17 protein-coding genes are annotated in these 13,266 nt (G+C 63.7%); 14 read left to right on the top strand and 3 right to left on the bottom strand.

Annotated features, from left to right (window positions below; translation table 11 throughout):
- Nucleotides 1–153: 153 nt before the first annotated feature.
- The 9 genes from B2V17_RS07240 (at nucleotide 154) to B2V17_RS07200 (ending at nucleotide 6,527) form a co-directional block, all read left to right on the top strand.
- Complete coding sequence (locus B2V17_RS07240) at nucleotides 154–423, top strand: transcriptional regulator domain-containing protein (RefSeq protein ID WP_292996643.1); 270 nt, start codon at nucleotides 154–156, stop codon at nucleotides 421–423.
- Between the two features lie 4 nt (nucleotides 424–427).
- On the top strand, nucleotides 428–928 hold the full coding sequence (locus B2V17_RS07235) for a DUF2285 domain-containing protein (protein ID WP_292996641.1): 501 nt from the start codon (nucleotides 428–430) through the stop codon (nucleotides 926–928).
- A 131-nt stretch (nucleotides 929–1,059) separates the two neighbouring features.
- The gene (locus tag B2V17_RS07230; protein ID WP_120221793.1) at nucleotides 1,060–1,332 is read left to right on the top strand and encodes a helix-turn-helix transcriptional regulator; all 273 of its coding nucleotides are present in this window, start codon (nucleotides 1,060–1,062) and stop codon (nucleotides 1,330–1,332) included.
- A gap of 8 nt (nucleotides 1,333–1,340) precedes the next feature.
- The gene (locus B2V17_RS07225; RefSeq protein ID WP_414690776.1) at nucleotides 1,341–2,234 is read left to right on the top strand and encodes a replication initiator protein A; all 894 of its coding nucleotides are present in this window, start codon (nucleotides 1,341–1,343) and stop codon (nucleotides 2,232–2,234) included.
- Nucleotides 2,235–2,446: 212 nt separating this feature from the next.
- Nucleotides 2,447–2,920, top strand: a complete 474-nt coding sequence (locus B2V17_RS07220) for a DUF2840 domain-containing protein (protein WP_292996634.1) — start codon at nucleotides 2,447–2,449, stop codon at nucleotides 2,918–2,920.
- Entirely contained in the window at nucleotides 2,917–3,495 is a 579-nt protein-coding gene (locus B2V17_RS07215; protein ID WP_292996632.1) for a S26 family signal peptidase, read from the top strand. The genes B2V17_RS07220 and B2V17_RS07215 overlap by 4 nt, the downstream gene beginning before the upstream one ends.
- Nucleotides 3,496–3,498: 3 nt before the next feature.
- Entirely contained in the window at nucleotides 3,499–3,828 is a 330-nt protein-coding gene (locus tag B2V17_RS07210; protein WP_292996630.1) for a DUF736 domain-containing protein, read from the top strand.
- A 4-nt stretch (nucleotides 3,829–3,832) separates the two neighbouring features.
- Nucleotides 3,833–4,534: a lytic transglycosylase domain-containing protein gene (locus B2V17_RS07205; protein WP_292996628.1), complete on the top strand. Its 702-nt coding sequence runs from the start codon at nucleotides 3,833–3,835 to the stop codon at nucleotides 4,532–4,534.
- Between the two features lie 247 nt (nucleotides 4,535–4,781).
- Nucleotides 4,782–6,527 (top strand): relaxase/mobilization nuclease domain-containing protein, encoded by a 1,746-nt coding sequence (locus B2V17_RS07200; RefSeq protein ID WP_292996626.1) that lies wholly within the window; start codon nucleotides 4,782–4,784, stop codon nucleotides 6,525–6,527.
- A gap of 9 nt (nucleotides 6,528–6,536) precedes the next feature.
- Here the strand turns inward: B2V17_RS07200 and B2V17_RS07195 are convergent, their stop codons facing one another.
- Both B2V17_RS07195 and B2V17_RS07190 read right to left on the bottom strand, forming a co-directional pair.
- Nucleotides 6,537–6,824 (bottom strand): hypothetical protein, encoded by a 288-nt coding sequence (locus B2V17_RS07195; protein WP_292996624.1) that lies wholly within the window; start codon nucleotides 6,822–6,824, stop codon nucleotides 6,537–6,539.
- Nucleotides 6,825–6,830: 6 nt separating this feature from the next.
- Nucleotides 6,831–7,028 (bottom strand): hypothetical protein, encoded by a 198-nt coding sequence (locus tag B2V17_RS07190; RefSeq protein ID WP_292996622.1) that lies wholly within the window; start codon nucleotides 7,026–7,028, stop codon nucleotides 6,831–6,833.
- 216 nt (nucleotides 7,029–7,244) lie between these two features.
- On the opposite strand from B2V17_RS07190, the gene B2V17_RS07185 reads away from it, so the two are divergent.
- A complete protein-coding gene (locus B2V17_RS07185) occupies nucleotides 7,245–9,233 on the top strand; it encodes a conjugal transfer protein TraG (protein ID WP_292996621.1) in 1,989 nt (662 codons plus the stop codon).
- A complete protein-coding gene (locus tag B2V17_RS07180; RefSeq protein WP_292996619.1) occupies nucleotides 9,230–9,619 on the top strand; it encodes a CopG family transcriptional regulator in 390 nt (129 codons plus the stop codon). The genes B2V17_RS07185 and B2V17_RS07180 overlap by 4 nt, the downstream gene beginning before the upstream one ends.
- Nucleotides 9,620–9,740: 121 nt before the next feature.
- On the opposite strand, the gene B2V17_RS07175 is transcribed toward B2V17_RS07180, so the two are convergent.
- Nucleotides 9,741–10,448 (bottom strand): restriction endonuclease, encoded by a 708-nt coding sequence (locus tag B2V17_RS07175; protein WP_292996617.1) that lies wholly within the window; start codon nucleotides 10,446–10,448, stop codon nucleotides 9,741–9,743.
- Between the two features lie 344 nt (nucleotides 10,449–10,792).
- Between B2V17_RS07175 and B2V17_RS07170 the strand changes: the two genes are divergently transcribed.
- From B2V17_RS07170 to B2V17_RS07160, 3 genes are all read left to right on the top strand, one after another.
- Complete coding sequence (locus B2V17_RS07170; protein ID WP_292996615.1) at nucleotides 10,793–11,314, top strand: MerR family transcriptional regulator; 522 nt, start codon at nucleotides 10,793–10,795, stop codon at nucleotides 11,312–11,314.
- A gap of 126 nt (nucleotides 11,315–11,440) precedes the next feature.
- Nucleotides 11,441–12,199, top strand: a complete 759-nt coding sequence (locus B2V17_RS07165; protein ID WP_292996613.1) for a hypothetical protein — start codon at nucleotides 11,441–11,443, stop codon at nucleotides 12,197–12,199.
- Between the two features lie 64 nt (nucleotides 12,200–12,263).
- Nucleotides 12,264–13,259, top strand: coding sequence for a hypothetical protein (locus B2V17_RS07160; protein ID WP_292996611.1), 996 nt, complete (start codon nucleotides 12,264–12,266; stop codon nucleotides 13,257–13,259).
- Nucleotides 13,260–13,266 lie beyond the last annotated feature (7 nt).

The raw sequence follows: 13,266 nt of genomic DNA, 5'->3' as shown, positions 1-13,266 counted from the left end.
TCGTCAGTACAATGCGGACGAACCCCTAGTCGCGCTCTCGGTTTTACTACGGAGGCCCGCACAAAGTTCCGCAAACTTGGTGACTAGCGAGTTCTCTTTACCGAACAAAGACTTGATGCTTGGCCTTCTCGCCTGTGCATTGCAGAGGTCTTTATGTCCGGTGGTTCGTCTTGGCGGTCACCATCGACCGCAGATCAGTATCGAGACCATGACTATGCGGATTTCGCGCAGGAATTTCTGAATCGCAACGCCGACTATCGCCAGGACCATGCCGATACCATGGCCCGTATAGCGGCGTTTCCCCAGACCGAGATTATGCAACAGGAGGGCCTGTCCCGGCGATGGGGCTTGAGCTTTCCCCACGGACCCGCTGGTAAACCCACGCGAGACCCCCGCGCTCTGGTCGCCCGACGCCGCGCCTGACGTGGTGATCATCGAGGCTGAGGATCCGGGACGGGCCATCCCGCTTCCGTCCGACACCGAACCGCTCGTCGAGATTGCCACCGACGAGGAACGCCATATCGTTGCCGCGCACGGCACCGCACGGCTTCGCCTGTGCGTGCGCCATGCGCCGTCGCGGCCCGTCCCGGCCTTCGCGATCTCCTGCGACGCAGCTTTCGCCTTGCGGCTCGCCGCCGCTTCCCGCTTGCAGCGGGTGACGCGCGGCGACCGCATCGCGGCCGACCGGGCTGCACTTCCCACCACCAATCAACGCGCACGCTACACAGGGCTGCTTCGCATCCATGACGCGCTGGAGGCTGGCGCCTCCTCGCGCGATCTCGCCTTCGGCCTCGTCTTTCCCAACCATCGCCCGCTTGCAGGGGCGAATTGGAAGGGATCGGGCGAGCGGCGGCACGTGCTCCGGCTGATCGCCGATGCGCGCCGCCTTATCGCGATCGGATATCGAAGGCTCCTGCTTCACCGCTGATCGCGCCCGGCAGGGGTGACAATTTCGCACCCCTTCATTCTGTCACTCCCTTGGCCTGCCTTCGCCACGCCAAAGCTCGCGAACCCCAGCGACAGCCCGCTGCCGCTGCCACTCTTCGCCGGAGCCTTGCCATGGATGCCAGACCCACACCCGTGACCGCCCGCTTCTTGCGGACGCCCGATGCCGCCGTGCATCTCGGACTGTCCGCCCGCACCTTGGAGAAGCACCGCTGCTTCGGGACCGGGCCGGTCTACCGCAAGCTCGGCGGTCGGATCGTCTACTCGGTCGCCGACCTCGACGCCTGGGCCGAACAGGGCCTGCGCCGTTCGACCAGCGATCCCGGCAAGGGCGTGGTCCATCCGGCCAAGCGGCTCGATGGTTACACCCCGCCGGTGCGGCGCTGAGTGCAGCTATGCGCCGCATGTCCGCCTTTCCTGCCGGTGCGCAGCAGCTCGACCTGTTCGTTAGCCAGGGCGGCGACATCGCCGCTCGCGACGCCCAGGACCTGATGGCCTGGCCGTTCTTCAGCCTCGCCAAGTCGAAGCGGGTGCGGCCGATCGACTTCCGGATGGGCGAGGTTTCGATACTGGTCGAGGCGACCGCCGAACATGGTATGGCGACCATCTGGGACGCAGACGTGCTGATCTGGGTCGCGAGCCAGATCGTCGAGGCGCGCGACATGGGCCGCCCGACCTCACGGCTGATTGCCGCGACCCCGCACGAGATACTCGCGTTCACGCGCCGCGGCACCGGCAAGGCGAGCTACGAGCGGCTGAAGGCCGGGCTCGACCGATTGCAATCGACCACGATCGCGACCTCGATCCGCCAGCGTGACGCGCGGCGGCGGCATCGCTTCTCATGGATCAACGAGTGGAAGGAACGTCTCGACCACTCGGGCCGTGCGCTCGGGATCGAGATGATCGTGCCCGACTGGTTCTACGAAGGCGTGATCGATCAGGCGCTCGTCCTGACCATCGACCCTGATTATTTCGCGCTGACCGGGGGGCTGGAGCGTTGGCTTTACCGCCTGGTGCGCAAGCACGGCGGCAAGCAAAAGGGTGGCTGGAGCTTCGACTTCCAGCACCTTCATCTAAAGTCCGGCGCGCTGTCGCCGCCTAAACGCTTCGCCTTCGAGCTCCGCGACATCGTGCGGCGGCAGGCGCTCCCCGGATACCAACTCACCATCGAACACGCGCTCGGCCGCGAGCGGCTCAACTTCGTCTCGCTCCCGGTCGATCCGTTCGACGCGGCCATGCGGCGCGTAGGCCTCCGCAGCGTCGATTTATGCTCTGGGGATAAGTCGTGATTCAACACGGACTATCAGGAACCGCCGGACTCGGACGATCAGGAACCCGAAGTTCGGACTATCGGGAACCGAAATGGCATTCAAACCCGCAGAAAACTGCGCCTAATTTCGCCCTTAACTATCCTAACAAAGAATCCTTCGGATTCTTGCTAACGGAATCGCGCCTGTGGACGAATGGCGGTGCGCCACCGCGAAGGCCAGCCGAGACGGGGTTGAGCGATGCGCCTCAGCTGACTCACGTCACGCTGGTCTGGCGTGAGGGCGAACGCGAAGATTGGCTCAAGTTCGGCAAGCCGGTCGCCGAAAGGATCGTCGACCGCAGGCAGCGCGTCGAAAGCTATGCCTCGGACCAGGTGTTCGGCCTGGTGCGCTGGGCTGCCAACGATTACGGCACGATCCGCTCGGCGCTCGACGTGGTGCGCGCTGTCGGAGCGCACGAGTCCTGCACCCCGATCGCGCAGGTCGATCCCGGCGGCGACCTTCTGCTCTCCGTCCGGGGCTGGCCCAAGGTCAACCAGGTCTTCTGCCTGATCGACGCGATCGAGGCGTCGGGCATAGACCCGTGCGAGGTAGCGCCCGACCACTGGCGGCACATCCACAACCGGATGGCCGGGCGCGAACGCCCACGCGACTACAGCCTCGCGCGCCACCGCGCCTGGCTCCAGCGCAAGGTGCTGCTCGCATGACGCGGCGGCGATTCATCCTCGCTGGCATCGTCGCCGCCGCCACAATCGCGACGCTGACCGTTCGGCCCACGCGTTACGCGGTGTGGAACGCGACAGCCTCGGTGCCGACCGGGCTCTACGCCATCCGCGGTAAGGCAAGCTTGCACGTGGGGGAGCGCGTGGCCATCGAGCCGCCGCAGCGGCTGCGCCGCCTGCTCGCCGAGCGGCACTATCTGCCAACCGGCGTGCCGCTGCTGAAGCGCGTCGCCGCCGTCAGCGGTCAGCGTATCTGCCGCTTCGCGCATGGCGTCACCATCGACGGCGCATATGTCGGCGCGGCGCGCGCCCGTGACCGGCTCGGACGCCCGCTCCCCGTCTGGGCGGGCTGCCACGTTCTCAAATCGGGCGAGCTGTTCGTGATGAACCCTGCCGCGCCCGACAGCTTCGATGGCCGCTATTTCGGCGTGCTGCGCCTCACCGATGTGATCGGCCGCGCGACACCCGTCTGGACCGATGAAGCGGGGCAAGGCGACCACACCTGGTTCGCCGATCCCCGCGAGACCCCTGCCACCAGTTCAACAACCGAAGGAGACTGAACGATGAAGATTGGCTATTTTGTGAGCGGTGAGGACGGCTTTGCCGGACATATCACGACGCTGACACTCGATATTGGCGTGGTGCTGCTACCTGCAGAACCGTCCGACAACGAGAACGCGCCCGACTACCGGGTGATTGCCGGCGAAGATGACGAGGCGCGCGAAATCGGTGCAGGCTGGAAGCGCACCGGCGAGAAGGCCGGCGACTATGTCGCGCTCCAGATCGACGATCCCACCTTCGTCCAGCCGCTGCGGGCCAACCTGTTCCACGACAACGGCACTGGCCATGTCCTGGTCTGGTCGCGCCCGTCCCGGCACGACAAGGTGGACTGAGTCGATGCGCTGGAATCGCCTGGGCCTTGCCGCGATCCTCGCAGCTGTCCTGTTCGGTGACGCGCCTGCCTTCGGGCAGGCCGCTGCCGAACAGGCGCAGCCGCGCTCCGTCGACATCGCTTCGCACGTCGCCGAAGCCTCGCAGCGCTTCGGCATTCCCGAAGGCTGGATCTATGCCGTGATGCGCACCGAGAGCGCGGGCCGGATCGGCGCGATCTCGTCAGCCGGAGCGATGGGTCTGATGCAACTCATGCCCGGAACCTGGGCGCGCCAGCGCGCCCGGTTCGGCCTTGGTGCTGACCCGTTCGACCCGCGCGATAACATTCTGGCGGGAACCAGCTACCTGCGCGAAATGTACGACAGCTACGGCGCCACCGGCATGCTCGCGGCCTACAATGCCGGACCGGGGCGCTACGAACAGTGGCGCGATCGCGGGCGACCACTCCCAGCCGAGACCCGCGCCTACGTCGCCAGGATTGCGCCGATGCTTCAATCGGGCGGCGCGGCAACCGTCGTTGCCAGCGCGTCGCCCGTGCAGCCGGTTCGCATCAGCTGGACTCAGGGTCAGCTGTTCGCCGTGCGCAGCGATGCAGCGGCAGGCGCACCCGGCAGCTTCGCAGCCGCCGCGCCGCCGACCTCCATTCCCGCTTCGCCCGCTCCCCTGAATGGCCTCTTCGCGCCCGTCTCGGGGGGCCGTCCGCAGTGATCGCCTGTTCGATCCCTGATCGTGTCATGGCATCGATTGGCGTGGGGAAATGCGGAAAGGCAGCAGGAGAAGGGGCAGGTTCAGGAGGATGGCAAGATGAAAGCGGAGCCAGCCGCCGGGGTGTGGGGGTGCGGATTTGCGTGGTTTTCAGAGCCAGCCGCCTTGCACCCCGGCTGGCCCCTTTCCCGAGAATGCACGCAATTCCGCCACGCGCAGAGCCAGCCGCCATTCCGCACCGCAGCCGTCCATGAGCGACGATGACTTCGAGATCAAACCGGGGCGTATCCGCGATCGCGCCGCCGGTCAGCGCAAGGCTCGCACTCTCAAGGCCCAGCTTCGCGCCTTGTCCAACCGGGCCGGGCACGGCGGTCGATCCGGTCGCTCGGGTGCCAGGCGCGGAACCGGACGTCTGGCACGGGGCCGGATTGCCAGCCTGCGGGCGACCGCACGCGCCAGCCAGCGCCGCGTCATCGTCAAGGCGCGCATCGTGCGGCACCGGGGTTCGCGTTTCACCGCAGCGCCGCTCGCCCAGCACCTGACCTACCTCAAACGCGACGGAGTCACCCGAGACGGGAACAATGCCGAACTGTTCGGTGCCGATCGGGAACCGGTTGACGCTAAGCTCTTCGCCGAACGCTGCGCCGACGACCGGCACCACTTCCGGTTCATCGTTTCGCCCGAAGATGCAGGCGAGCTTGCCGATGTCCGGATCTTCACGCGCGAGCTGATGACCGACATGGCGGAAGATCTCGACACGCGGCTCGACTGGGTGGCGGTCGATCACTGGAACACCGACAATCCCCACATCCACATCCTGATCAGAGGCAAGGCCGACGATGGCCGTGATCTGGTGATCGACCGGGCCTACATCAGTGAGGGGATGCGCGCCCGCGCCGAGCAGCGGGTAACGATGGAACTTGGCGCGCGTAGCGAGCAGGACATCGAGAGGACGCTGAACCGCGAGATTGATGCCAATCGCTGGACAAGCCTCGACCGCCGCCTCCAGCGGATGGCCGATGACCTGGGCGGCGTGGTCGATCTTCGCCCTGATCCGCACCGGACTGCAAACCCCGGCAACCAGCATCTTATCGGCCGCGCCACGAAGCTTGAACGCATGGAGCTTGCCGACAGGATTTCGTCCGGGTGCTGGCGGCTGAAGCCAGGGTTCGAACAATCGCTCCGCGACCTCGCGGTCAGGGGCGATGTGATCAAGACCATGCACAGGGCGATGACCAGCCAGGGCCTCGCTGCGGAGACTGGGCGTTTCGCCATGCACGATGGAGCCGCGCCGGAGCCGGTGATCGGGCGACTGGTCGAGCGCGGGCTGCACAACGAGTTGACCGGCGAGGCCTATGCCGTGATCGATGGCGCCGATGGCCGTGTCCATCATCACAAGTTCAGTGACATCGACATGACCGGCGATGCAGCGCCCGGCGGAATCGTCGAGCTCAGGACCTGGACCGACCGGCGCGGCCGCGAGCAATCGTCGCTCCGGACCCATTCGGATCTCGATCTTGCCGCACAGCAGACCGCGCGGGGATCGACCTGGCTCGACAAGCAACTTGTCGCCACCGAACCGCTGGCGCTCGGTACCGGGTTCGGGGCCGAGATCGAAGCAGCCAAGACCCGGCGACTGGAGTATCTCGAAGCCGAGGGTCTGGCGAAGCGGCAGGGCAACCGTTTCGTGCTGTCCCGCAATCTGCTCGGCGCGCTGCGCGACCGCGACCTTGCCGAGGCGGGAACCGCGCTCTCCCGCGAACACAACCTGCCCTATCGTCAGGGCAGGCCGAGAGGCGAGGTGTCGGGCGTCTATCGCGGGCGCATCCAGCTTGCCTCGGGGCGCTTTGCGATGATCGACGACGGCCTCGGCTTTTCACTCGTGCCCTGGTCGAAGCAGCTCGACCGGCACCTGGGGCAATATGTCAGCGGCGCATCGCGTTCGGGCGGCGGAATCGAATGGACGCTCGGGCGCTCGCGCGGGATCGAGATCTGAACATCAGCCCTATCGGCCAATCTTGAGCGGCCAGTCAAAATCGCCGCGCCGGGCTTTGCGTTCGGCCACCTCCCGCTCGAACACCTCGCCAGCGCGCGTGACCCCATAGTCGTCGTCGAACAGCGGCACTTTGCTGGACATGGCTTCGGCGGCATCGGCGTCGCGGAACACATCGTAGCGGCCGAGCTGGCGCATTATGCTGACCTCGGCATCCTTGCTCTGCCCGCGCTTGCCGGTGACGGCAAGGCCCACGGCGATGCAGCGGGCGAGTTCGGTATCGCTGATCCGGACCTTCATGGGCGCTCAGATCAGTAGAAGCTGATGCGTGGCGTCACCGTTGAGGCAGGCGTCGGCTTTGAGCGCGGCATCGACGGCATTGCGGTAATGGACCGTGCCGAACCGTTCGGCCTCGTCGAACGGGACGGGCGTCCATTCCTCGCCCGGATAAACGCTCTCGTAGATCGCGCGCGCGGCTTCGCGCAGCGCCACATCGTGCTGCATGATGATCATTCCCGTGCTGAAGCCGAATCGGCGAGGCGGTTACGATATTCGTTCTATTTATGTTCTTCAAGCTGGAGCAATCGGCGCGGCGGTCTGCCGGGCGATTCCGCCACCCCTTCCGATCGCCCGCCAGCCTGCGATCGCTGCCGCGCCGGCCTTGCAATTGCGAGCTTGCCGCATCGACATGCCATTTCGAAACGGAAAGGAGCATGGCCATTGTCCGCAGCGAAGATCCTCTGGGGCCAGGTGCTGGCCGTATTCGTGATCATCCTGATCAGCGTCTGGTCGGCGACCCAGTGGACAGCCTCGGCGCTCGGCTTCCAGCCCGAGCTGGGCACGCCCTGGTTCTCGCTGTTCGGCCATCCGGTCTACCGGCCCTATGACCTGTTCTGGTGGTGGTTCTCCTACGACGCCTATGCGCCGCAGATTTTTGACAAGGGCGGGATGATCGCAACATCGGGCGGCTTCGTCGCCATCGTGGTCGCCATCGCCATGTCAGTCTGGCGCGGCCGCGAGAACCGCAATGCCAATACTTATGGCACCGCGCGCTGGGCGACCCGCGAGGATATCCGCAAGGCAGGTCTGTTTGCCGACAGCGGAGTGGTGCTCGGGCAGTTCAACAACAACTACCTGCGTCACGACGGCGCCGAACATGTGCTGTGCTTTGCGCCGACTCGTTCGGGCAAGGGCGTCGGCCTCGTCATCCCGAGCCTGCTCACCTGGCCGGGCTCGGCCATCGTTCACGACATCAAGGGCGAGAACTGGGACATCACCGCGGGCTTCCGCAGCACCTTCAGCCGTACCCTGCGCTTCGATCCGACAAGCCTCGACTCCGCTGCCTACAACCCGCTGCTCGAGGTGCGCCGCGGCATCAACGAAGTGCGCGACGTCCAGAACATCGCCGACATCCTGGTCGATCCCGAAGGCAGTCTAGAAAAGCGCAATCACTGGGAGAAGACCAGCCACGCCCTGCTGGTCGGCGCGATCCTCCATGTGCTTTATGCCGGAACCGACAAGTCGCTCGCCGGCGTCGCCGCCTTCCTCTCCAACCCCGACGAGACGATCGAGAACACGCTCCATGCGATGATGGACACCCCGCATCTGGGCGAGGCTGGCCCCCATCCCGTGGTCGCCAGCGCCGCGCGCGAACTGCTTAACAAATCCGACAACGAACGGTCGGGCGTGCTCTCAACCGCGATGTCGTTCCTCGGGCTCTACCGTGACCCCGTAATCGCCAGGGTCACCAGTCATTCCGATTGGCGGATCGCCGATCTCGTGGAGGGCCGACCGGCGTCGCTGTATCTGGTCGTGCCGCCATCCGACATTAGCCGGACCAAGCCGCTGATCCGGCTGATCCTCAACCAGATCGGACGCCGTCTCACCGAAGAGTTCGATCCCAAGACCAAGCGCCAGCGCGTTCTGCTGATGCTCGACGAGTTCCCCGCTCTGGGCAGGCTCGACTTCTTCGAAAGCGCGCTGGCGTTCATGGCGGGCTACGGCCTCAAGGCCTTCCTGATCGCGCAATCCCTGAACCAGATCGAGCGCGCCTACGGCCAGAACAACGCCATCCTCGACAATTGCCATGTCCGCGTCGCCTTTGCGACCAACGACGAGCGCACCGCCAAGCGCGTCTCGGAATCACTCGGTACGACCACAGAGCAGCGCTCGATGAAAAACTATGCCGGGCACCGCCTGTCGCCCTGGCTTGGCCACCTGATGATCTCGCGCTCGGAAACAGCGCGGGCACTCCTGACCCCTGGCGAAGTTCTGCAGCTGCCCGAGACCGATGAGGTCGTGCTGATGTCCGGCGCCCCGCCGATCAAGGCCAAGAAGGCGCGATACTATATGGATCGCCGGCTTCAGGCCCGTGTGGTCAAAGCACCGGCCAGCTGCGGCCAGGCAAAGGCTCCTCGCTCGCCCGACGACTGGAGTGCGCTTCCCCCGATCGAGGCCGACCCCGAGTTGGCCGCAGAACATTGGCGTAAGCTCGATTCTGCCAATGGCGGATTGCGGCGCGAACCGGAATTGCCCGAGCATGTCGAGATTACAGCCAAGCCGAAGGCACCAACGGCGGAGTTCGAGTTCTCCGATGCCGATGGTGCCGAAGACGATCAGGCCGCAGCCAACAACGAGCGGATACGCCGCACCATGGAGCGCAGTGCCCGGCAAGCCTCGCTCGATCTGGGTGACGGGATCGACATGTGAAGCTCAAACGGACCTTTCGTTTACCGCCCGATGTGATCGACCAACTCGCTGAGTTCGCATCGCGCAAAAGGGTGGGCCAGCCGGATATCGTCGAAGCCGCGCTTCGCTCGTTCATGTCACCCGACAATCCCGAGCAGCTCGAAGCCGCGCTGAGCCGACGTCTCGACCGCATCGACCGGCGCATTGGCGCACTCGATCAGCAGGCAGAGATCACGACTGAGGCCTTGGCGCTGTTCGTTCGGTTCTGGCTGACCGCCAATCCGCCGCTCCCTGATAGTGCGTTGGCGGCTGCGCAGGCACAGGGGAAGGAGCGGTATGACGGATTTGTCGAGGCACTCGCGCGACGGCTGGAAGGGCGGTCGCGGTTGAGGGATTTTCGGGGTTAATGGCGATGGCCCCGAACAAGTCGGAGGTTAACGGCCAAATCTGTGCGCCGAAATACCTGTCGCTCGTTCATCGTCCGTCGCGAGCAGCGGCGTTCGTTGTGGTCGGTTCACGCCAAGCAACCTATTTTTTCGGGAGGGAAAGACCAGCATAAGCCGCATCCAGCTTGCCTTCTAATTCCACCGTCAGAGAATCCACGACCTCCAAAACCGCGTCAATATCGGGATAAGTTGAAGGCAGGCCCTGGCGCACAAACATCCCAGGATGGCCGGTTTCTATGGGGTAGAGCCCCCTGAATGCTCGCGAAAAAAGCTCACGGCAAAAATCTACGACGCGGGCTCCAGAGTAACCCACTTCCGCCAGATCCGGCCGAAGTCCAACTGCCTTTCGATACGGCTTGTCGAGTTCCCAATAGCGATCACTGCAATGTTCAACGCGATCATAGAGTTCGCGTAGCCGCATGGCAGATATGTCCTGGCGCGTCTCGATGGACAGTGACGCTAGTGAGGTGACTTGAACGTTCGTAAGGTTTGCGGCTTCGACCGCCCCGGCCTGAAATCCTGCTTCACACAAGAGGATACCTCGATCGGCACCAAGATCGTTCACGATCTCGCGTAGGCCCAAAACATGAAGCTTGGAGACAGCTGATTTCCACCGCTTACATTCAACAAGCCAAAGCACTTCAAAGCCAACATGCTTCGACTTAACCACCACGTCGATATCATGCGTAGTTCGAACGCCCGTTAGCTTTACGTCAGTTTCAGCAGACAACCCGAGAGAGCGGAAAAACTCAGCCGTTTCTTCCTGATAGTCCTTCCAGTCATAAGCCATCCCGATCGCACCTTTGTCTAGTGATCTATTCAGCTTGGCACGAAGTTCGGGTGTCCTCCACAAAAAGCCAGCAACGGATATGTGGGGTACGTGCGCTGGAACGGCGCTTCGACCACCGGGCTTACCCGCTCCCCGTTCGAGTGATTGCCATTCAATGCCTCCTCATCTTCAGACCCTCGCCGCCGACATCCCGGTCGTTCATCAAATCGGGAACGCCAAATGCAAGCGGCGTCACTTTCATAGGTCAAACGCGGCGTTTCACCACCAATGCGGTTGCCAAATCAGCGGCGCCTTGTACCTATTTTAAAATTGAATTTTGATCTGATTTATGATTTAAAATTTGTATGCCGAAGGTAAAAGACGCCCTCAATGGTTTCAGCGTGACCGAGGTTCAATCGATTAGCGGGTTGTCCATGCCGATGATCGATTATCTGAAGCGCCACGGATTCCTGCAGCCCGCTTATTGCTCCGCCGACAATCCACGCGGTCGTGTCCGCTATTATTCCTATCGGGATCTTCTCGTCGCGAGGATGATCCAGTGTTTTCGCGACACGGGTGTTCAACTCGCCCGCCTGAAGAGCATAGCACAGCGTCTCTCGAACGATAGTTTCTGGGCGGATGGGGAGTCTCCTGCCGGCGGCTTGAATTGGGTGGTCAGCGACGGCAGCGACGTGGGCTTTCGCAACCGTGAGCAGCTGCACGAACATCTGCTGGGTAGCGGGCAGCAAGCTTTCGCCTTCGTGCTCAATGTCGGCGAACTTCTTCGCGATATTCGCTCGAACATTCCTAGCGAAAAGCAGCCGCACTTTTCCATGGCCGTCCACGACTTGCAATTTGCAGCACCGGGAAAGGCGAGCGCCAGATGACGCTGCCCTTGCCCCAGCAAACCTTGGCCTGCGCGGGCGGCCTGACGCGCGGCGGATACGGTCTGACTCGACGCCCGTCACTTTTGAGATGAGCACTCTAGCGGCGACCAACTTTCGGAGGGACGCATGAATTATCATCCGGGGGCTATCGTACCGGCAGCCCGTCCCACCCATGCCCATGCCGACGACACGCTGGTCTGCTGGTCACGGATGCAGGCTGAGGCCGGTCAGTCCCTAGACGCGATCATTTGCCGCAAGGAGCTTGAGCGCCAAGCGAACGGAGGCCTATTCCTCTGGGGGGTTGGCAATGCACCGTCGCGGCTCGCCCCTGTATTCGCAATGATGCAGCAGCCCGTCAGCGCTATTTTCTCGGTGATGAAGTCCAAGCCGAAGCAGATCGATGCAGAGGCGAAGGACCTTCTTCTTTGGCGCGCTTATTACGACGCCGCCGGGACGCCTCGCCGGTTGCCGGCGGCATCGGTCGTCACCAGCCGGGCGGGCAGCTCGGCAGGCCGCAAACGTTCGCACTATGCCCTCATGTGCCGCAGTGATAATCCCCTGCGGATCGACCGTGGCGGTGCACGCTTTGACCCCCAGGCCTTCCGCAATGTCGGAGAGCGCGGTGGGCCAGTGGGCGCATCGCAGGTCACCGCACTCCTCCGTCAGGTCGCGGCCCAACGGGATGATGCATCCTACGAGGTCAGTATGACTGCCGATCTCGTTGAGGGATACTGGGTCCGCCTCTGCGATCCGGTCCTGATCGGACCAAAGGAGAAGATCGAACTCGACAATCTGTCGTCGTCATCCGCGACCGCCTGGGAACTGCTGGCCGCCCGCCTGAAGGACCGACCAGCGCTCTTCCATGATGATGAGCTGCCGGTATAACTTCACGGTTCCCTTTTCGTTCTCTTGGTGCTAGGCATCCACCAGCAATGGATTGGCAGGGCGATTGGACGCGGAACGCAAAAAGCTGACAGAAGAACTGCGCCGCGCAGGCATCAGCAAGGCCGCGATCGACGCAGCGTGGCCGACCTGGTGGGACGGCGCGCTCGCGGCTTCGCCTTCTGGCCGCGCCGAACTCAGGTTTGCGCTAGCACGCCGGCTCGGTCTACGTTCCCAGCCCCTGCTCGGCGAGCGCGTCGAATTTGTCTGGAACGACGAGGCACGGTTCAAGCATCTGACCGCCGAGGACGAAGCTGCTCGGGCCGCCATGACCTCGTTCGGGATGGCGATCGGCAAGTCGTTACTCCAATCAGTTGCAGAAGGTCCCGCGATGGGCGCGATCGACGCCGCGCGGCTGCGCGAGGCATTGCTCGCCAGGCGCCCATTTGCGGACCTCGCCGGGTTGGTTTCGACCTGCTGGGCACTTGGAATTCCGATTATCCATTTGCGGGTCTTTCCCCTCGATGCCAAACGAATGCATGCGATGGTCGTCCACTCGAACGGGCGTTTCGCAATCCTACTCGGGCATGAAGCACGCTTTCCCGCCCAACTTGCCTTCACCCTAGCCCACGAGCTTGCGCATATTATGCTCGGCCATCTCGTGGGTGCCCCTGCGCTGGTCGACCTTGAAGATCCAGCAACGGCTGCTGAACGCGACGGCCAGGAGCTTGAGGCCGACGGTTATGCGTTGACCGTCCTGACTGGTAGTTCCGACCCCACGATCGAGACAAGCATCGATGACTTTAACGCGCCAACGCTAGCGCAGGCGGTGCGCCGTGCGGCACCGGTTTACCGGATCGATCCTGGCACGCTCGCACTTTGTCTTGCCTACCGGCGGCAAAGCTGGCCCGTCGCAATGGCCGCGTTGAACATGCTATACCCTGATATTGGCCCGCTTTGGCAGGAGGTCAACGGCGTCGCTGCGCGACAGATCGGATGGGATGCTCTCACCGACGACGCGTCAGACTATCTCCGCAGCGTCATGGGGCTTCCGGATGCGTGAGAGAGTG

The sequence above is a fragment of the Novosphingobium sp. UBA6272 genome (assembly GCF_002440635.1).
Lineage (GTDB): Bacteria > Pseudomonadota > Alphaproteobacteria > Sphingomonadales > Sphingomonadaceae > Novosphingobium.
Note: the sequence above shows the minus strand (reverse complement) of the source record. Positions and strands in the feature narration are given on the sequence as shown.